Annotated in this window: 16 protein-coding genes; 1 reads left to right on the forward strand and 15 read right to left on the reverse strand. The window is 66.4% G+C overall.

Annotated elements, in window-relative coordinates:
* Positions 1-177 precede the first annotated feature (177 nt).
* The 6 genes from F614_RS0108325 to F614_RS0108350 form a co-directional block, all read right to left on the reverse strand.
* Complete coding sequence (locus F614_RS0108325; RefSeq protein ID WP_018877046.1) at positions 178-1,761, reverse strand: DNA mismatch repair protein MutS; 1,584 nt, start codon at positions 1,759-1,761, stop codon at positions 178-180.
* A gap of 148 nt (positions 1,762-1,909) precedes the next feature.
* Positions 1,910-3,076 (reverse strand): aldo/keto reductase, encoded by a 1,167-nt coding sequence (locus F614_RS0108330; protein WP_018867529.1) that lies wholly within the window; start codon positions 3,074-3,076, stop codon positions 1,910-1,912.
* A gap of 228 nt (positions 3,077-3,304) precedes the next feature.
* A complete protein-coding gene (locus F614_RS0108335) occupies positions 3,305-4,201 on the reverse strand; it encodes a hypothetical protein (protein ID WP_018867530.1) in 897 nt (298 codons plus the stop codon).
* Positions 4,202-4,478: 277 nt separating this feature from the next.
* Positions 4,479-5,696: an acetoin utilization protein AcuC gene (locus F614_RS0108340; RefSeq protein WP_019558700.1), complete on the reverse strand. Its 1,218-nt coding sequence runs from the start codon at positions 5,694-5,696 to the stop codon at positions 4,479-4,481.
* Entirely contained in the window at positions 5,693-8,248 is a 2,556-nt protein-coding gene (locus tag F614_RS0108345) for a nitric oxide reductase activation protein NorD (protein WP_019558701.1), read from the reverse strand. The genes F614_RS0108340 and F614_RS0108345 overlap by 4 nt, the downstream gene beginning before the upstream one ends.
* Positions 8,245-9,105, reverse strand: a complete 861-nt coding sequence (locus tag F614_RS0108350) for a CbbQ/NirQ/NorQ/GpvN family protein (protein ID WP_018867533.1) — start codon at positions 9,103-9,105, stop codon at positions 8,245-8,247. Before F614_RS0108350 ends, F614_RS0108345 begins: the two co-directional genes overlap by 4 nt.
* A gap of 219 nt (positions 9,106-9,324) precedes the next feature.
* Here F614_RS0108350 and F614_RS0108355 point away from each other — a divergent pair, with 219 nt between their 5' ends.
* A complete protein-coding gene (locus F614_RS0108355; protein WP_019558702.1) occupies positions 9,325-9,642 on the forward strand; it encodes a hypothetical protein in 318 nt (105 codons plus the stop codon).
* 610 nt (positions 9,643-10,252) lie between these two features.
* On the opposite strand, the gene F614_RS0108360 is transcribed toward F614_RS0108355, so the two are convergent.
* From F614_RS0108360 to F614_RS0108400, 9 genes are all read right to left on the reverse strand, one after another.
* Entirely contained in the window at positions 10,253-11,122 is an 870-nt protein-coding gene (locus F614_RS0108360; protein ID WP_018879886.1) for a glycine betaine ABC transporter substrate-binding protein, read from the reverse strand.
* A gap of 52 nt (positions 11,123-11,174) precedes the next feature.
* Entirely contained in the window at positions 11,175-12,017 is an 843-nt protein-coding gene (locus F614_RS0108365; RefSeq protein ID WP_018877051.1) for a proline/glycine betaine ABC transporter permease, read from the reverse strand.
* A gap of 1 nt (position 12,018) precedes the next feature.
* Positions 12,019-13,224, reverse strand: a complete 1,206-nt coding sequence (gene proV / locus F614_RS0108370) for a glycine betaine/L-proline ABC transporter ATP-binding protein ProV (protein WP_018881368.1) — start codon at positions 13,222-13,224, stop codon at positions 12,019-12,021.
* 55 nt (positions 13,225-13,279) lie between these two features.
* The gene (locus tag F614_RS0108375) at positions 13,280-13,663 is read right to left on the reverse strand and encodes a hypothetical protein (protein WP_019558703.1); all 384 of its coding nucleotides are present in this window, start codon (positions 13,661-13,663) and stop codon (positions 13,280-13,282) included.
* A 47-nt stretch (positions 13,664-13,710) separates the two neighbouring features.
* Complete coding sequence (locus tag F614_RS0108380; RefSeq protein ID WP_019558704.1) at positions 13,711-14,754, reverse strand: lipoate--protein ligase family protein; 1,044 nt, start codon at positions 14,752-14,754, stop codon at positions 13,711-13,713.
* Positions 14,755-14,757: 3 nt separating this feature from the next.
* Positions 14,758-15,186, reverse strand: a complete 429-nt coding sequence (locus F614_RS0108385; RefSeq protein WP_018867540.1) for a hypothetical protein — start codon at positions 15,184-15,186, stop codon at positions 14,758-14,760.
* A gap of 154 nt (positions 15,187-15,340) precedes the next feature.
* The gene (locus F614_RS0108390; protein WP_019558705.1) at positions 15,341-16,294 is read right to left on the reverse strand and encodes a hypothetical protein; all 954 of its coding nucleotides are present in this window, start codon (positions 16,292-16,294) and stop codon (positions 15,341-15,343) included.
* 207 nt (positions 16,295-16,501) lie between these two features.
* Complete coding sequence (locus tag F614_RS0108395) at positions 16,502-17,806, reverse strand: OmpP1/FadL family transporter (RefSeq protein WP_019558706.1); 1,305 nt, start codon at positions 17,804-17,806, stop codon at positions 16,502-16,504.
* 284 nt (positions 17,807-18,090) lie between these two features.
* Entirely contained in the window at positions 18,091-19,263 is a 1,173-nt protein-coding gene (locus F614_RS0108400; RefSeq protein WP_018867543.1) for a radical SAM protein, read from the reverse strand.
* Between the last annotated feature and the right edge of the window lie 45 nt (positions 19,264-19,308).

Here is a 19,308-nt window from a genome sequence, read left to right on the forward strand (position 1 = left end):
GCGCGGAATCGGTGCAATTCATGCAGCGCCGAGGAGCCTGCCGCAACCCGCGTTGGGGTTGTGCCCAGAGATGGCCACGGCCCCGGCGGGGCCTCGCCATGACCGGCACGAAAAATAATCGTCATCGCGAGGCGCGCAGCGCCGCGGCGATCTCCAGGGAGCACCCCGGATCAAGGCTCAGCTGTGCTCGGCCCCAGCCTGCGCGGTGGGCAGCTCGGCGAAGTGCTCGCGGGCGCGGGCCACCAGCTGCGGCGGCAGGCCGTTCTTCTCCGCGATGGTCAGACCGAAGGAGACGCCGGGCTCGCCAATCAGCAACCGGTAGGTGGGCGACAGGGTCTCCGCGTCGAACTGCATCGAGGCGTTGACGATGCCCGCATGCTGTGCGGCGTAGTCCTTCAGCGGCGCCAGGTGGGTGTTCACGATCCCGCGCGTGCCCCGCGCGCGCAGTTCGTCCAGCATCGCCATTGCCAGGGCCGCGCCCTCGTCCGGGTCGGTGCCCGTGCCCAGCTCGTCCAGCAGGATCAGGCTCTCGGGGCCGGCGTTTTCGAGGATGCGTTTCAGGACCTCCACATGCCCGGCGAAGGTCGACAGGTGGTGGAACAGGCTCTGGTTGTCACCAACATCCACCATCACCTGATCGAAACGCCCGATGCGGCAGTCCTGTTCGGCCGGGATATGCAGCCCGCACCACGCCATGGTGACCAGCAGGCCCAAGGTCTTCAGCGCGACCGTCTTGCCACCGGTGTTCGGCCCGGTGATCAGCAACAGCGGCTGCTCGCCATCCAGCCGGATCGACAGCGGCACCGGCTGCGGGCCGTTGCCCTCGGCAAACTGCAACAGCAGCAGCGGATGGTAGGCCTCGACCAGCTCCACGCCCGCCTCGGCCTCCAGCCGCGGGGCGTGGGCATTCATCTGGGCCGAGAGCTGCGCCGCGGCCGAGGCGAGATCGATCCAGGTCAGCGCGGTCAGCATCAGCTCCAGCGGCTCGCCGTACTGGCGCACCACATCGGTCAGCTCGCGTAGCAGGCGCTGCTGCTCGGTGTTGATCTGACCGTTGACCGTATCCAGCTGGTTGTTCAGCGGCACCGCCTCGATCGGCTCCACGATCTGGTCGCGCCCGCCCATGGCCGTGCCTCGGCGCACGCCCTTTACCGCGCTGGCGGCATCCCCGCGCAGCACCATCACGGCGCGCTCCTGGTGCCACTGAACCTTCAGCGCGTCCTCGCCCTTCTGCGCGACATCGGAGGCTGCCAGACGCTTCTTTACCACCGCCTCGACCTCGCCGCGCAGGCGGTTGCGCTCGCCAAAGGCCTCGACCAGTGATGCACTGGCGTCCTCGCGCAGCGAACCCCCAGGATTCAGGCACGCGGACAGACGCTCTTCCAGTGCCTCGGGCGGATACAGTTTGTTCAGGTCGGCCGGGTAGATCTCCGGCGTATCGGCGAGCTGGTCCGCCAGCTCGCGGGCATGACGCATGATGGTCTGCAGGTTGTGCAGCGCCTGCACCGGGAGGGCCGCGCCGGGATTGGCCGCCTGGCGCAGCGCCGCGCGCACGTCGGGAAGCTGGCCCAGCCGCGGCAGGGTGCCGGCGTCCAGGCGCTGGCGCGCGACGGTTACCGCCTTTTGCAGGGCCCGGGCGGCATCCAGGTTCGGCGCCGGCTCCAGGCCGCGCGCGGCATCGGCACCGTAGGGGGTGGCAGTCAGGCGCTCCAGCAGGCGCTGGATCGCGGGAAATTCGAGGGCCTTCAGATCAACCTGCATGGCATACCCTTGTGCGTGAATTCTCTATCGCAGCCAAGGTCCGGGACCCTGTGGGAGCGTGCTTGCACGCGAAGCCCCTGCCAAAGCCGGATGCAGGCAGGGCTTCGCCGGCAAGCCGGCTCCCACCAGGGAAAGACCCGGCTCCGGCTTACTCCTCGGCCTTCTTGAACATGCCAAGGTAGGCCTTCTTGTCCATCATCGGCTCGCGCATCACCGCCAGCATGTCGTCCAGGTGCGCCGGCGTACTCATGCCGACCAGCGAGGTGCCCAGCCCCGGCGTGGAACGGTTGAACTGCATCGCGCGCTGGGCCGGATTAGGCAGGCTGGCCAGCTGCTGCTCGACCACCTCCACCGACTGCTGCGCCAGATGGCCCTTGAGCATGGAGTGCGAGGCAATCATGTACACCTCGAGCTGGTGGGCGGCCTGCAGCGGGCTCGCCACGTTGCCCTGCCCGGTGGCGGTGTTGAAGCGGGTGAACCCCTCCAGCATCACCTGGTTGAAGGGGAGCATCGCGATCTTGAAGTGATGCCGGGCATGGTCGTCGCCGGTGACGGTCTGCGCGGCGCGCTCGGCCAGCCCCTGCATCGAGGTCAGCGACTGGAACACCGCGGCATCGGTCTCCTCGCGGAAGCCCTCGAAGGTGGAGATGCCGTAGGCGCGGATCTTCTTCTCGCGCGCGGCCCGCTCCAGCACCTCGAACACCGGCTCCAGCTTGCGGTTGGTCGCTTCCTTGCCGATCTCGTGGATGTGCACCTCGGGCTGGTCGATGATGAAGGCATCCAGCGTCTCCACCCCCATCAGCGAGCGCGACAGCTCCATCTGGTAGTGGATGTATTCCGGCGTCAGCAGGTGCGCGCCCTTGGCCAGGTCGTCCTTCGTCCCCATGCCCTGGGACTCGATCTCGCGCTGGAACCAGGCCTCCATGTCCTCCGGCGGCCCGCCGCGCAGCGTCAGGAAGCCGCCCTTGGAGATCAGGAACATCGCCTCGCGCGGGACCCCGGCCTCCAGCGCGGTGCGCACACCCGCCCCGACGGCCGCCAGCGAACGCCCGTACCGGTAGTGCGCGCCGGTATCCACCACGTTGACGCCCTCGGTCAGCCCGCGCGCGACGATCGCGGAGATCTGCGCGTCCACCTCGGCGGTGGCCGCGCCGCCGAAGGTGCCGATGCCGAGGCTCGACAGGCGCATCTTCGCGCGCGAGAACTCGCTGTAATGCCCCTCGGCGGCCTTGCCCTCGGCCACGAACTGCTCCGCGTAGCGGCGCGTTGCCTTGGCGTTGGCGTATCCGGGTATCAGTTTCTGCTCGGACTCCATGCGTCTCCTCGCTCGGTCGCAGCCATCCCTCATCCGGCCAGCGGGGGCTGGCCGACCCGGGCCGAACGGGGTCCGGGCGCGGGAGGAATCCTACGTCAGCGGCCAGGATTTGCGAAAACCCGCAACGCGAGCGGGCCACTACTGCGCCGTTTCACCCCAAATGCACTGCGCCCCGGCATATGCCGGGGCGCAGGGTCAAGCGCGGAAAGGCCGAGAGGGGCCGGGCGCCTAGTGGGCTGCTGGACCCGCGCGACCGCGCCGGCGTACGACTAACACCAGCAGGGCCAGGCCAAGCCCCAGCAGCAGGAACGAACCGGGCAGCGACACCGGCGTACCGTTGGTGAACCGGCCACTGAGGTAGAGCTCCTCGAAACCATTGTTCAGGTCATTCATGAAGAAATCGATCCCGAACAGATAGCCGGCCCCGGCAAACAGACTGAGGTCCATGGTCGGCGCGAACACGATGTAGTCCAGTCGGCCGCTCCCGACATTGGCATTGGCCTCGTACACGGTGCCGGATTCGCCGATCACCTCCACGTTACCGGGCGAGAGCGCCGGGTTGCCGTTGCCATCGTCGAAGATCCAGCGGGCCACGCGTTCCCCGGTCTCGGGGTCGTAGATGAAGACCTCGGCCTGCACCCACAGATCGGGGGAGCCCCCGGTCTGGTTGTGGTCGAAAATGAAGGTGGGAATCGTCGCGCCCGGATTGATGGCGTCGAGGTAGGCCAGCAGATTATCCACCAGGACCGGGCCATTGGCCTGCGTGCCCATGCCCCAGGTGCCGTCAAACTCCGAGGTATTGCCGCTGGGGAAAGGCATGGGGCTCTCGAAACTGTAGCTACCCCCCGGCCCGATGTTCTGATTGTCCTGGCCACTGGATCCCGTGCCCACGATCAGGTCGAGCGATCCCGTGCCCTGACCGGTGTACTGGTTCTGAGTGAGGAAGCCCCACTGGTACAGCAGGGAACCGGAATAGGAATAAAAGTCGTTGTACTGCAGCGCGACCGGGATCCCGTCGTAGGTTTCATCGATACCCGGAAGCTCGATGATGGCGGCATTCGCCACCGATCCCGCGAGCATCACGCCCGCCAGCACTGCAACCTGATTCGCCCACCACTTGCGCATCGCACCCACCTCCAGCTCCCGGCCCCGCGGCCTTCGAGGGCGCCCATCGCCCCTTGCTGGAATACGAAGCAAACGCCGGACCAAATCCGTAAGCGGCTGGTTTGTTTATGCGTTTTCGTGAATATGTTCACCCCGAGAGGCTGTTATGTAAAAAGATCCGACGCTGAACGCCGAATATCCACCGTAGAGGCGTCGGACATCTTTACACCGGGGACCGAGGGGACCGGTCCTCCACTAAGGACGCCGCCCCTGCCGCCGCAGGGCCAGGCCGCCCGCGCTAGCCGCGCAGCAAGGGGTGTGTGGCGCACAGCTGCGCCAGTCGCGCCTCGAGCTCGGGGCGGACTGGGCCCGAGCGGTCGGCGTCGAGGCGGGAGACGAACAGGTTCTCGTACCAGTCCTCCTCCTCGTCCATGTCCCAGTCGACCTCGCGCAGCAGGGCCTGGCCGGCCGCCGGGATCGCGGCGGGTAGCTCGCGACCAGTCAGCAGGGCCCAGACCCCGGTCCAGCAGCGTGCCAGCGCCAGCGGGTGATAGCCGCCACCGCCCAGGACCAGCAGCCTCGGTGTGCCGTCGGCGTGGCGCGGGCTGGTCTCGATCACGTCGTCGATGCACTGGAGGAAGCACTGGGTGGAGATGCCGAACTTGCCGAGCGGGTCCGGCAGCAGCGCATCGGTCCCGGCCTGGACCACGACCGCATCCGGCTGCCAGCGGGTGCGCACGGCCTCCCAGACGGCCGTGAAGGCGGCGCGGAACTCCGTGTCGTTGGTCTCCTTGGGCAGTGGCAGGTTCACGGCGTTGCCCAGCGGTCCGGTGTCCTCGATGCGGCCGCCCTCGAAGGGGTAGCCGTATTCGGTGTCCATGTGCAGGGAGACGGTGAGCACATCCGGGTCGTCGGTGAACGCGGCCTCGACCCCGTCGCCGTGGTGGGCGTCGATGTCCAGATACAGCACGCGCTGCCCGGCCTGACGCAGGCGCAGGATCGCCAGCGCCGGGTCGTTGAAGTAGCAAAAGCCACGGGCCTGGTCGGGGGCGGCGTGATGCATGCCACCGGCCGGGTTGAAGGCCATGCGCCCGCCCAGCACCACCTCGGCCCCCTGGATGGAGCCCCAGGTGGCAGTCGCCGGAGTAGCGAAGAAACCGGCGAAGAACGGGTTCTCGAAGTTGCCGATGTTGTGGCGGTCGCGGTAGCGCTGGAAGACCTTGCCCAGCGCCTCGGCGCGCTGCATCGCGGCCACGTATTCGCGGGTGTGAAACCACTCGAGCTCGGCCGGCTGGGCGCGGCGGGTGACGGCCATCTCCACCGGGGTGATCGCGTCGTAGGCCTCGATCAGGTCGATGGTCAGCGAGACGCGCGGGATCCCGAGCGGGTGGTTGTCGCCGTAGCTGTGCCCGCGATAGCGCGGGGCATGCAACAGCGTGGCATGACGACGGGCCGGCTCCGGGTGCCGGGCCGCAGCCCCGGTGGAGGCGTCGATGGCTTCGGGGGTGGCACTCACTGGCGCAGCCTCAGGTAGATCTCGGGCAGACGGCGCGGCAGCTCGTCCACGTGGTCGATGATGGTGTAGTGACCGGGACCGAAGATCGCCGGCAGGTACTCGGAGCCGGACGGGTCCAGGGTGATGCAGAAGGGGTGGACGCCGGCGTCCACCGCCTCCTTCATCGCCATGCGCGTGTCCTCGTGCAGGTAGCGCTGATCGCCGCCGTCGTCGTAGTCGGCCGGGCGGCCGTCGGACAGGATCAGCAGCAGCCGGCGCTGGGCCGAGCTGCGCCGGAATGCCTCCAGCGAGTGCCGAATGCCCGCGCCCATACGCGAGGCCAGACGCCCGGAAACCCCGGCGATGCGGGCGCGGACGGTGTCGTTCAGGTCCTCGTTGAAGTCCTTCAGCCAGTAGTAGTTGACCTGGTCGCGCTGCTTGGAGGCGAAGCCGGAGATCGCGTAGGGGTCGCCGACCTTCTCGATCGCCTCGGCGAACAGCATCATCCCCTCGCGCACGCGGTCGACGATCTTGCCCTGCCCGCCCGGGTGGCGCGCCATGATCGAGGTGGACATGTCCGCCAGCATCAGCACGGCGGTATCGCGGTGCTGCACCGCACGGCGGCGGTAGATGAAGGCCTTGGGCGACAGCCCCGCCTTCTTGTCGGCGATGTAGTCGATCACCGCCTCGGTATCCAGTTCGTCACCGTCGAGCTGTTTCCTGAGCGGCGCCAGGCGCATCGGGCGCTGCATCTCCAGGCCGCGGGTCAGGCGTTTCAGGGTGTCGGCGTTCTCGGACAGGATGGTGGCCGCCCGCTCCGGGTCCTCGTCGTCCAGCACCCGCTCGTAGAGATTCACCCAGTCGGAGATGTAGCGCTGCTCGCGGTAGTCCCACTCCGGATACGGGATGCCGTCCTTCTTCGGGGTGTAGGGCGCGGCGCGCTTGGCCACCTGCGCCGGCTGCGGGATGCCCGTGCCGATGCGCCCGCCGGTGCCGGAAGTCTCCTGCTGCGGGGTCTGGATGTCGGCGTCCGGGTCCTTCTGCGCCTGCTCCGGGGCCTGCTGCGGCTGTTCTTCCTGTTTCTGATGCTCGAAGCGGTGCTCGTCGTGCGCCTCGTGGTCGCGGAAGTCGGCCAGGCTGCCGTCGCGTTTGCGCTGCGGATACACCGGCAGCGACTGGTTCAGCGACAGCCCGGGCAGATAGGCCTCGGCGCGATCCTCGATGGTGATCTCGGGGAAGGCCTCGTCGGCGAACAGCTCCTCGCCGACCGCCCAGGCGGTTACGACGTCCGCGTCCGGCTCCAGCACACGCGCCAGACGCGGGTCCTGCGGCTCGTCGCGCAGCAGGGCCTGGTGGGCCTGCAGTGCGAAGTCGAAATAGACGCCGGCCACGCCCTCCGGGCGACCGTGGACCTCGGCCAGCGCCACCAGGCGTGGCAGGAAGTTCGGGATGCGCGGGGCCAGGCGCGCATTTACGCGCAGATCTTCGGCCAGATCGAACAGCACCTGGAAGCAGAACATGCGCGCCTCGAATGGCGCGAACAGCGGGCGCCAGGTGATGCGCGACTTGTCGTCCAGCGGCGGATGCTCGGCGCCGGCGCGTGCGAACAGGCGCTCCACGTCGCTGTGCGCATAGGTATCGAAGGCGAGATGCGCGGCCGCATGCTGGGTGGCGACGATCGCCTCCTCGCGCGAGTCCATCACCGCCGGCATGTACAGCCGTCGGCCGTCGGTCTCGAGCATCGGGCGGCCCTCGCCCGGCTTCCAGCTGGAATCGGCCAGCGGGATGTCGGCGTCCAGCCAGGCCATCAGCACCAGACGCAGGAAGCGCCCGTGCATGCGAGGGCGAAAGCCCGGCAATGCCTCCAGCAGCAGCTTCAGGCTCTCGTCGCTCTCCAGACGAAAGTAGGCCTCGCCGCGCGAGCGCCCGGCCTTCAGCAGGTCCGCGCCGCGCCGCGCCCAGGACAGCAGGCCCTGGTCGCCGACCAGGTTGCGGGCGATCGGTGCACCCTCGAGATAGGCGTCCAGGGTCAGGCCGCGTTCGTCGAACAGCGTCTCGGCCGGCTCGATCAGGGCGCGCAGGCCGTCGATGCCACGCCCGCCGGCGAGCTTCTCGAAGTCGGTCTCGAAATAGGCCCGGGCATCCGGCAGGCTGCGCGCGCACCAGCGCAGGCCGATCTCGGCCCACTCGCGCTCGCCTTCCTCGCCCCATGTGGCGTAGACCCGGTCGGCCTGGGCCATGAAGCCTTCCAGCGCGTAGTTGGAATTGACCCACTCCTTGAAGCGGGTCGCCTGTTCCAGCCACAGCTCCACCGTCTGCATGTGCTCGGCCAGCCGCGCGGAGTGACGCATAAAGCTCTTGCCGGACTCCCGGTCATGGAAGAACAGGTCGCGGGCCGTCTCGATCCAGCGCCGCGCAATGGTGACGCCAAACGGGCGGATGGCCGGCAGGGCCTCTTTGGTGTCGCGGTGGGCGACGAAGCTGATGTCCTCCAGGTGCTGGAGGATTTCCTCGATCTCGACGAGTTCTTCCGCCTCCGGTTTCGCGCCGCCGTTGGTCGCGGTATCGCTCACGCGGCTTCGGACTCGGGGAAGTGGGCGTCGAAGATCTCTTCCAGCGCCTGGATCAGCTCGGGGTCGTCGGTGATCGGGGCGATCATCGCGGCACGGCAGGCCACACGCGGGCTCAGACCGGCCTGCATCAGTTCGCCAGCATAGGCGAGTGCTCGGGTGGAGGTCGCCTCTTCCAGCCCATGGTCCTTCAGGGCCCGGGCCTTGCGCCCGGCCGCCACGAGTTTTTCCACGCGGTCGGCATCCAGGCCGCCGGATTCCTTGGCCACGATCTCGCGCTCGACATCCTCGGCCGGGTAGTCAAAGTGGATGCCGACAAAGCGCTGCTTGGTCGAGGGCTTCAGATCCTTCAGCACGGTCTGATATCCCGGGTTGTAGGAGATCACCAGCATGAAGTCCTCGTGCGCGTCGATGATCTGGGACTTCTTGTCCAGCGGGAGCTGGCGCCGGTGGTCGGTCAGCGGGTGGATGACCACGGTGGTATCGGTACGCGCCTCGACGATCTCGTCGAGGTAGCAGATCGCGCCCTCCTTGACCGAACGGGTCAGCGGGCCGTCCTGCCAGACGGTCTCCTCGCCTTCCAGCAGGAAGCGGCCGACCAGATCGGAGCTGGTCAGGTCCTCGTGGCAGGACACGGTCACCAGCGGCTGCCCCAAGGTGTGCGCCACATGCTCGAGAAAGCGGGTCTTGCCGCAGCCGGTGGGGCCCTTGAGCATCACCGGCAGGCGCTTCGAGTACGCCGCCTGAAAGATCTCGATCTCGTCACCCTGGGGCTTGTAGAAGGGGGCACCGCCCGCGTCCCCCGGCTTCTCGATGACATCGCGTTCCACACCGCGGATGCGGTTGATCAGGTTCTTCATGGGATCTCCGGCAGGGACTGGTGTATGCGCGTGCGCAGCGTTACCCTCCAGCGCGCTGGGCGGGCGGCCAATCGTGTTCGCGCAGGCTTTGTTGTATCATTTGCTGTTTATATTCTATCGAACCTGCGCACTTGCATGAACCAAACGCCCCACGGCTGCGGGGTTGGGCGTGCGAAGGCGCCCGTCACTCGGATTCAGCGCTTCAACAGAGGACCCGGTATGAAACTTGTCAAACTCGTCAAGCTGAACAACCTGCAGTACAACCCGAACCGCGACCCGGAGGTGTACCGCCGTCCGATCAACGAGGAATTCCGGGTCCAGGCCATGCTGAACGGCTCCGGCAGCGCCAGCTGCAAGTTCTCGGTGGAAGGCGAAACCCTGTGCGAGGGCAGCGTGTCCCTGCCGGGCAGCTTCGACTGCAAGTTCAGCTTTGATACCGCCGGCACCCGCATTGGCGACCTGGTGATCGAGGGCAACGGCGAGACCTTCCACGAGAAGATCCGCATCGACGTGCTGGAGCACGCCTGGATCGGCTGATCCCGGATCGCCCCACCCCGCGGCTCGCCCCGGGGCGCGTCACTCAAAGGCCCCGCGGCGACCCGCCCGGGGCCTTTCGCGTTCCGGGCCGGGTGCACCGGTGGCCCACGCCCCAACAACAAACCTAGACATACGGCTGGCACCGCCACCATCCCGGCAGCCCCCTCCGCAACCCTGTCATCTCGGCCGCCCCCTACCCTCCTGTCATCCCGGCCGCAGCGCAGCGGAGAGCCGGGATCTTTCGAGCCTGCCACCAACGCATCGCCAGCCCCAGGAGATACCGGACGACCGCTTTGCAGTTTCCTGGATGACGATGATTGGTGAAAGGTTCTTGCGAGCAGGATGCGGTTGAGCGCCGCGAAACGCATCCATCCGGGCACCCGGCAGCCCAAGGCCGCAAGATGATGCGATTCGCGGTGCTCATCACATCCTGCCCTTTGGTAAGCCAGATCCTTTCTCCGTGAACTCTGTTCCCTCTGTGGTGAAAAGCCCTTGACCTGGCCCTTCTTCGTGCCTTCGTGCGCTTCGTGGTGAAACAAAATGCAGTGGACTGAACGAAGAAAGCCCCGCCGGGGCGGGGCTTTCGGGTGCTGCGGGTAGTCCGTGCTGATCAGTCGATCACGCCGGTCACCCAGTACTGCACGTACTCCGGGTGGTCCTCGATGAAGCGGTCCACGGCCTCGGCGTAGGAGTTCTCCTGGGCGTAGAACATCGCCTCTTCCAGCACGTCCAGGTTCAGGTGCATGCGCGAGATCATCATCGCGACATCGTGATACTCCTCGGCGAAGCCCTCGCGGGCCAGGGCATGGATGCGCTCGAAGCCGCCCAGGGCCTCTTCCGGGTCTTCCAGGTAGCGCAGGTCATAGGCGCCGAACTTCCAGTGCGGGCTCCAGCCGGTGACCACGATCCACTCGTCACGACGGATCGCCCGGTCCAGCGCGGAGGTCATGCCCGCCCCGGAGGAGATCTGCAGGCTGTAGCCGTCCAGACCGTAGGTCTCGAGGGCCTCTTCCGAGAGCCGGGTCAGGCCCGCGCCGGGGTCGATCCCGGTAATGCGGCCGTCCAGGCGATCGCGGACCGAGTCCTTCTTCAGATCCTCGATAGAGCCGAGTTCATCCTCGGGCACGTAGTCCGGCACCACCCAGCCCAGGCGGGCATTGCCGTACAGCGGGCCGAGGTTCACCACGTCCTGCCCGACACGTTCCATATAGTCGGCATGGGTCCCCGGCAGCCAGGCCATCAGCATCATGTCGATATCGCCGGAGGCCAGGCCCTGATACTGCGGGGCGATGTCGGTCTGGATCAGTTCGACCGAATAACCCATCTCGTCCTCGATGACGCGTTCGGCCAGCTTGGTCACGAACTCGGCGTCGGACCATGCGGTCCAGCCGATCTGGATATCGTCGGCCTGCGCGGTGGACAGGCCCATGGAGGCGGCCAGCACGCCGCCCAGCAGGGTTGAAGTCAGTGTCTTGTTCATCGTGCTACTCCTTCCTTCGAGTGAAACGGATGGCGCCGCGCACGAGCCCGAATCAGCCGCTCGCCTTGCGCCGCAGCCCTACGCTCTGGGTGATCCGGTCGAGCAGGATGGCGAGGATCACGACGCCCAGGCCGCCCTCGAACCCCAGCCCGACATCGAGCCGCTGGATACCGGTCAGCACGGTATTGCCGAGCCCGCCGGCACCAATCATCGACGCGATCACCACCATGGAGAGTGCCAGCATGATGGTCTGGTTGATGCCGGCCATGATGGACGGCATCGCCAGAGGTAACTGAATCTTGGTCAGAAGCTGGCGCCGATTGCAACCAAACGCCAGCCCCGCCTCGATCTGCTCGCGGTTGACCTGGCGAATACCAAGGTTGGTCAGGCGCACCACCGGCGGCATGCAGAACACCACCGTGGCGATCGCACCCGGCACGGTGCCCAGCCCGAAGAAGATCGCCGCCGGGATCAGATAGACGAACGGCGGCATGGTCTGCATCAGGTCCAGCACCGGACGGATCGACGCCTCGACCCAGTCGCTGCGCGCCATCGCCACACCCACCGGCATGCCGATCGCCAGCGCGACGGCGGTCGCCGCGAGCACCAGCGACAGCGTCTTGATCGTGGGCTCCCACAGGTCCATCCCCAGGATCAGCCCCAGCGCCACGATGGCGAAGATGCCGAAGCGCCAGCTGACCCGCCACCAGCTGAGCCCGACCAGGATCAGCACCAGCAGCCACGCCGGGATCGCCAGCAGCGCCCCCTCGAAGGAGTTGGTCAGCAGCCCCAGGAACCAGGCGATGCCGTCCAGCGCGGGCTCCAGGTTGTCGAGGATCCAGTCGACCGCGGTCTCGATCCAGTCCCCCACGGGGATGTTGATGCGTCCTTCCATGTCAGTGATCTCCGTTCGCGGCGGCCGCGGTCCGGCTGCGATCCAGGGCCTCGACCAGGCGCTGCAGGGTCACCAGCCCCCGGAACTGTCCTTCCGCATCCACTACCGGGATGGACACCGACGCCTGCGCCGCCCGGCCCGGGAGATTCGCGAGAGGCGTGTCCTCGCCCACCGGCTCGACCTCCACGGCCACCTCGCTCGCGGGGCGGTCCACGGTCAGCTCGCCCAGGCGCTTGGCCTGAACCACGGACTGGAAACGCCCCGCGGCATCGACGATCACGGCCTCGTTGCCGGGCACGCGCGCAATGCGGCTACGGGCCTCGCCGGCCGTGGTATCCGCCGCGAGGACGGGGATGGTCTCGCTGTCCATGATGTCGCGCGCCTGGAACACCTGGGTGATGTCCACCCCGTGAAAGAACGAACGCACGTATTCGTTGGCTGGATCGAGGATGATCTCCTTGGGCGTGCCAACCTGCACCACCTCGCCGCCCTGCATGATGGCGATGCGATCGCCGATGCGGATGGCCTCGTCCAGGTCGTGGGAGATGAACACCACGGTACGCCGGTGCTCGCGCTGCAGATCCAGCAGCCGGTCCTGCATCTCGGTACGGATGAGGGGGTCCAGCGCGGAGAAGGCCTCGTCCATCAGCATGATGGAGGGGTCGGTCGCCAGCGCCCGCGCCAGTCCCACGCGCTGCTGCATGCCGCCGGAGAGTTCGTCGGGATAACTGCGGGCATGGGCCTTCAGACCAACCTGGTCGAGCGCCTCCAGCGCGCGCTCGCGGCGCCGGGCGCGGCCCACGCCGGCGATCTCCAGCCCCAGCGCAGCGTTGTCGATCACGGTCTTGTGCGGCATCAGCGCGAAGGACTGAAACACCATCGCCAGATCCTCGCTGCGCAGCCGGATCAGCTCGCGCTGACTCATGCGCGTGACGTCACGCCCGCGGACCTCGACGGTCCCCGCGGTCGGCTCGATCAGGCGGTTCAGCAGCCGCACCAGGGTGGACTTGCCGGACCCGGACAGCCCCATCACCACGAAGATCTCGCCTTCGGCGATATCCAGGTTGCAGTCCTTCACGCCCACCGTGTTGCCGGTACGCTCAAAGATGGTGTCCTTGTCGAGCCCGTCCTCGATCAGCCGCAGGCCCTCCTGCGGGTTCGGGCCAAAGACCTTGTACAGCTCGCGCACCCGGATGATGGGGTCCATTCGACGATCTCCCTGCAATACACCTCGCGGCGCCAGGCCCCGCGCGGGCCGATGGCTACCAGTCGTACTGGCGGACGAATTCGGGCAGCTTTTCGATCATCTCGTCGCGCCCGAAGAAGCGATCGGCGCGGGCCAGGCGCATTTCATCCTGGATGTCCTGATCGCCACCAAAGCAGAATACCGGAAGGTTGATCTGGTATTCCATGCGCAGCATCCGGATCACGTCGAGCGGGTCGTAGGCCTCGATCTCGTCCAGGTCCAGCAGCAGGAATCGGTACAGCAGGATCTCGTTCCACGGCCCGAGCTCATCCAGGTCGGTGACCTGGTGCAACTGCCACTCCGGCGGCAGCTGGGCCTGCAGGCGCTCGCCCATCGCGCCGTCCCGGGTCATCAGGATCAGGCGTTTCTCCAGGCGGCGTTCGATCGTCGGTTCGGACATGCGGCTTCTCCGGCGTTCGTGGGGAGGGGGCTCGGGACCGGGGCCTGTCAGGCCGCTGCGATTCCGCGATAAAGCCCGTCGATGCGGGCACTGATCTCATCCACCATGCGGGCATCGAGCTGGCCGTTCAGGCGCGAGCGCACGCGCAGGCGTTCCGGCGATTCACCGACCAGGCGCTCCTCCAGGATGGCGGTGGTGGCCGCATCCTCGCACCAGATCCGCGCGATATGCGACCCCTCGACGTGCAGGCGCAGGCGCCCGCAGGCCCCGCGGGTCTCGAACACGTGATTGTCGCGGTTCACGCGGATGCCATCGCGCACCGACGGCGATCCCTGGCCGTCGGCGAGGTCCGTCAGCTCCTCGCGCCCCAGCGCCAGCCACTGATCGAGGGTCGCCCGGTCCGGCTCGATCCGGCGTGCCGGAATGCCGAAACGGCGTTCCAAGACACCCTGGAGGGCCGCCTCGACCTGCGCGGGCGCGGGGACCTGCGGACACTGGCGGGCGCAGTCGGTCATGCCCGTCTCCAGCGCCGGGCGCAACCAGTCACGGTAGCCCTCGCTGGGGGCATACACGCAGGCGAGGAAGCGCTCGACCGGGAAATGTCGCAGGAAACTGGCGCCGAACACACAGCCCTCGTCGAGCGTTGCGGCCCCAGTCCCCATGATCTTGCGCCCCTGGACCCAGACATCCTGGCCCCGGGCCTCCACGCCCTCCAGACCGAGCGCGCGCAGCACATCCATGGCGATGCCCAGGCCCACGGCGAATAGGTGGCGATGCCCGCGGGCGAGCACCTGGCGCGGCTGGATCAGGAAGAAACAGGCCTGGTCGGCGTCCACCCAGACCGAGCCGCCGCCCAGTGGACGCCGCACGACCGGCACACCCTGTTCGGCGCAGGCGGCCAGGTCCAGGTCGGATTCCGCGTCCTGGCTGGCCCCGATCGAGATGTGCGGCTCGTGCGCCTGCACCCACAGGATACGCGGGGGCGCATCCGGAGCGGTGGAGGCCGCGACACCGGTATACAGCGCGTGGAGTTCTTCGGCGGATCGGGCCCCGGCGTCGATCCACTCCGGGGTTACCGTGGATGCGACCAAGTGTCAGCCCTCGGGCTTGTCCTGTCCGGCACTGGAGTCGTCTGCCTTGTCTTCCTGGCCGGGCTGGTAGAAATAGCGGAAATAGAAGTCACTGCGCGAGAGGTCCTCGTACAGCTTGGCGCGCTCCTCGACCCCGCTGCGCATGATCTCGACCATGGCCATCGCCTGCTCGCCATCGATGATGTGGATGCCGCCGGTCAGCTCCTGATCGGTATCAAGGAAATGCGCCGCCAGCTCTTCCGGCTCCTGGATATACACCAGGAAGGACTTGCAGTCCGGGTCTTCCAGATCCAGCGGCTGCATCACGATCTTGCCCAGCCAGGCCAGGCGCGCCACTTGGTTGAACTGGTGGATATCGAGCTTCTTGCCCTTCTTGTACTTGTTGAGTTCGTTGCGGATCTCGCCAATGTTGGCGATCTTCATCGATTTCATGGATGTGCGTCCTGCCGCGAATGTTGCGGGAGCATAAAACAAGTGCATGTCCGGATCGTAAAAAAACCCCGGCGGACCGGGGTTCTTGAGTGGGCTACGCGGGAATTCCGCGCACCCTTGCGCCGTTCCATGGCGCAGGCGGTCTCCAGCGGTCTTACCACTCGAAGCCGGTATCCTCTTCTTCGTAACCCGCGACTTCCTTCAGGGTCTCTTCCAGCGCGCCGGGCGAGCTGCGCAGCCGCATGAAGCTGTTGTCCCCCAGCATGCGCAGATCCGGGAAGTGCAGCGCCTTGCGGAAACGCATGTGCAGGGCCTCGACCTCGCCGCCGCGGACCAGGATCTCGATCGGCACCGTCGCGGTATGGCGGAACTCGCCCACATCCACGATGCCAAGCTGGTGCAGATCGGCCGAGTCCTGGGCCGCCCCGTCGGACTCGCGCACGGCCACGCCGATCACGGTCACGTCCTGGCCCGGAATATCCACCCGGTAGATCTCGCTGACCCCCGCGACCCGGTTGCCCAGGTTGCTGTCCAGCTCGCTCAACGCGCCCCTCCGGTTGCCATGACTGGCCAGCTCGTAGGGCGCATCGAAGCGCTCCATACCGAAGGTGTAGCGATAGCGATTCAGGTCGCGCTCGCTCATGCCGTCCTCGGACCCGAAGTCGCGCTCCGCTCCGAGGGTACTGGCCAGCCGGTCGCTGACACCGGACACGGGTGCGTCCAGGCGATAGGCATGACGGAAATACTCCAGGTTGTTGTAACTCACCTGCAGTTCGCCATCGACGGCCGTCACGGCCACACGGATCGGGGCGATGTAGCCGCCGCGTGCCTCGGAGCCGGCCACCGACAGCAGATCATCGTGGGTCACCACGACCACATGGCGGTCGTCACTGACCGGATATTCGCCCAGGAACCGGAAGTCGGCCCCCTCCAGGCGTTCCCGCACACGGGCCGCCTCGGCGGAGACATCCGTCCCCGAGTCGGTGTAGGCCAGCACGAACGGACGGTAATTGTCCGCCACCACGGTCTGGCTCGCCGCGAACAGCGCAACCGCCGCGACCATGCCGACGGCGCGGACACTCCCGCGAAAGGCGTGGATTGCTCGCATGGCATCCTCCTTTGAATTCTCTAATAAGTTCGAGCGGAACGCTCGACAGGAAGAAGGGCCCGGAACGCACCCCCGGTGCGTCACGAACTTCAGAATCACCCGCCCTCCCTGGCGGATCCGACCTTCCCCTCAAGGTCGGCGCGCCCCTCCCGGGCGCGTGACACCGAAGCTCCGCGGCGGTCAGGCGACCGCCCCCGGACCTCCCAATCAGAACCGGTACGCGTACCCGATCTCGAGCTCGTACTGACGCATCTCGATCTCGACTTCCTGAGCCGGGTCCAACGCATTCGGGCCGGAAACCCGCTGACGCGGGGCGTACATGGCTGCGAAATTGAGCTCGTGCTGACCGAACTCCTTGGTGAACCCTGCCGTGAAATGATCCTCCATCACGGCCGGCGCCAGGATATTCAGCACCACATCCTGGGAAGAGATCGGGTTTTCGCCGCGGTTGTACCCCACGCGCCAGGTCCAGCCGTTGCCGCCATCGATCTGGGCACCAAGCTTGAAGATGTTCACGTCATCCCACCCGAAGCCAGGACCGCCATCCGCCCCAAATTGAGCCTGCTGAACGTTGGCAACCGGATTCGCAATGGCATCAATCTCAGAATAGCGAATCTTTTGGTAATCGGCAGACAGCGTGATGTTTGGTGTCACATCGAGCGAGAAACCCAGGCCATAGGTCGACGGGATATCGAATTCGCCACCATTCGCGAACAGGCCTGCATATTTGTCAAAGTCCCCCGCGCGGATCTTCGAGCGATAGCTCGCACCGACGCGAGCCCCTTCGGCCAGCTCGGCCTGGAAACCGATCTGCCCACCATACCCCCACGAAGAATCCGTCCTGCCACTACTCAGATTCTCGGGATCCGAGCTATACCCGAAATCACCGAATGCACCGAGCCCTTCCGCGCTGAAACGCTGATAGCTGATGATCGGGCTAAAACCCACACTCACGCGCCCATCAGCAAACTTCTGCGCGTAAGTGGGAATAATCGCCAACTGCTCCAGGTTCACACCTGCCGTGCCGTCACAAAACGGCCCCGTACCAGCCGTGCCTGCTGGGCAGAACTGATTATCGAATGCCGGATAGTCCGTGTTCATCCCGCCATTACCGAGTAGCGCGATACCCCAGGACCGATCTTGGTCGATCTGCTGGACGAATCCGATCGAGGGAATGAAAAAGTTATTGCTATCGCTATCGACCTCCCCTGGCGCCAGGCCGAAGGTACCCTGCTGGCCAGACGGCATACCGGATACTTCATAGGAGCGCTCGGGACGGAAGTAGGTAAGCGAGCCGTCGATGCGGGTTTCCATGCCGGCGATGCCGGCGGGGTTGATGCCCGGGGCATAGGCGTCCTGGGAGATCGCCATCCCGACGCCCCCCATGCCCTTGGCCTTGGTGCCGTAGCCGTGGGCGAAGTAGCCGTTGGTGGCGTGCGCGACGCCGGCGGAGCCCATGGCCAGGCCGACCGCGATCGTCACCAGGCTGCGGCGAATGATGCGTGCTTCCATTTTGTATCTCCTTTGGTGGTCTTCTTGTTGTGTTGTGCGAACACCCCGGTTACGCGCGGCCCCCTTGTAATGCCGCCGGTCCGGTCTTGGTGGTGTCCCCACGGCCCGCGCCACGGTGACCGACCGTGTCGCGAGTTTTTCGGCAGGTCTGTTCAAGGGCACTCTTCGGAATGGCCTTGATAACCCTGCTCGAAACCTGAATATTCAAAAAGTCTTATTGATCCCCTGACGTGCGAAAGCCCCGGGGATGCCGGGGCTTTCGCTGGATACTACCACTATCGTTTTCAGGCTGTCTTCTCGTCTTCCGCCTCGTCGGCGTCGAAGTCGAAGGTGCCGACGTCTTCCCCGGCCATCTGCCGCTTGACGAACCCGACGTCGCTGCTGTTCAGCGCGAATGGGAACGACAGGATGTCCGTCGGGCTGGAATCGCCGTAAGGGCGATTGCAGGCCGAGACCTCCTCGTCCGACTTGCCGGGGCAGCCGGAGGTCTGGAACGGCTTGCCGGAGGCGATCAGTTCCTCGACCTCGGACTGCGGCAGACCGAAGTCCACCACCTGGCCGTCGGCGTTGAACTTCATGTCGTCGATGCGGCCACCGGCGTAGTCGATGACGAAGCGGCCCAGCTGCACGCGGCGCCACTGGTCACGCGGGACCGGGTTCCAGTCTTCCATCAGCGAGCCCTCTTCCGGGAAGAAGGCAAACATGTGGTTATGACCGCCCAGGTCGCGGATGCGCTGGCAGACCTGCAGGATCTCTTCCTCGGTCTCGCCCATGCCGCAGATCAGGTGCGCGCCGAACTTCTCCGGGCCGAAGATCTCGGCGGCCCACTCGATGGACTGCCAGTACTTGTCCCAGGTATGCGGGCTCTCCACCGACTTGCCACGGGTGCGCTCGAAGATCTCCGGGGTCACCGCGTCCAGCGCGACCGTGAAGATGTCCGCGCCCTTGTCGCGCAGGAGCTGGAGGTCTTCATAGCTCATGGTGGTCGGGTTCGACAGGATCGACACCGGGATATGGTTGACCTCGGCGACCCAGCGCTCCAGCAGCTCGACGGTGTCGGCATCGGAGTTCGGGTGCGTGATCATGGAGATGCACATGCGCTCGAACTGGCCGGCGTCGGCATGATTCTTGACGCGCTCGATCACCTCGTCGTACTTGGCGGTCGGCCAGTCGACGCGGATGAAGTTGCGATCGGCGTAGTCCCGCGATTCCTCGCGGTGGCGGGCCAGGCCGCAGTAGGAGCAGTTGGCGCGGCAGCCTTCCGGATAGGTCACCAGGAGGTTAAGGCAGTGCGTGCAGGACGTGCGATGCATCGTGCCCGGCACCAGGCCCAGCGTGATCGCGGCCGCGGTGGACATCTGCACGTACTCCGGCGAACGCATGTCCGGGGTCTTGATGTGATAGTCGGGCCGGTAAAAGTTGATCGGCGCGACCATCTCCTCTGCACTTGCACTCATGGGGTTCCTCCAGCGTTGTCTCGGGGATGCCAGGCATCCGTCGAC

Source organism: Thioalkalivibrio sp. ALE12, assembly GCF_000381105.1.
Taxonomy (GTDB): domain Bacteria; phylum Pseudomonadota; class Gammaproteobacteria; order Ectothiorhodospirales; family Ectothiorhodospiraceae; genus Thioalkalivibrio.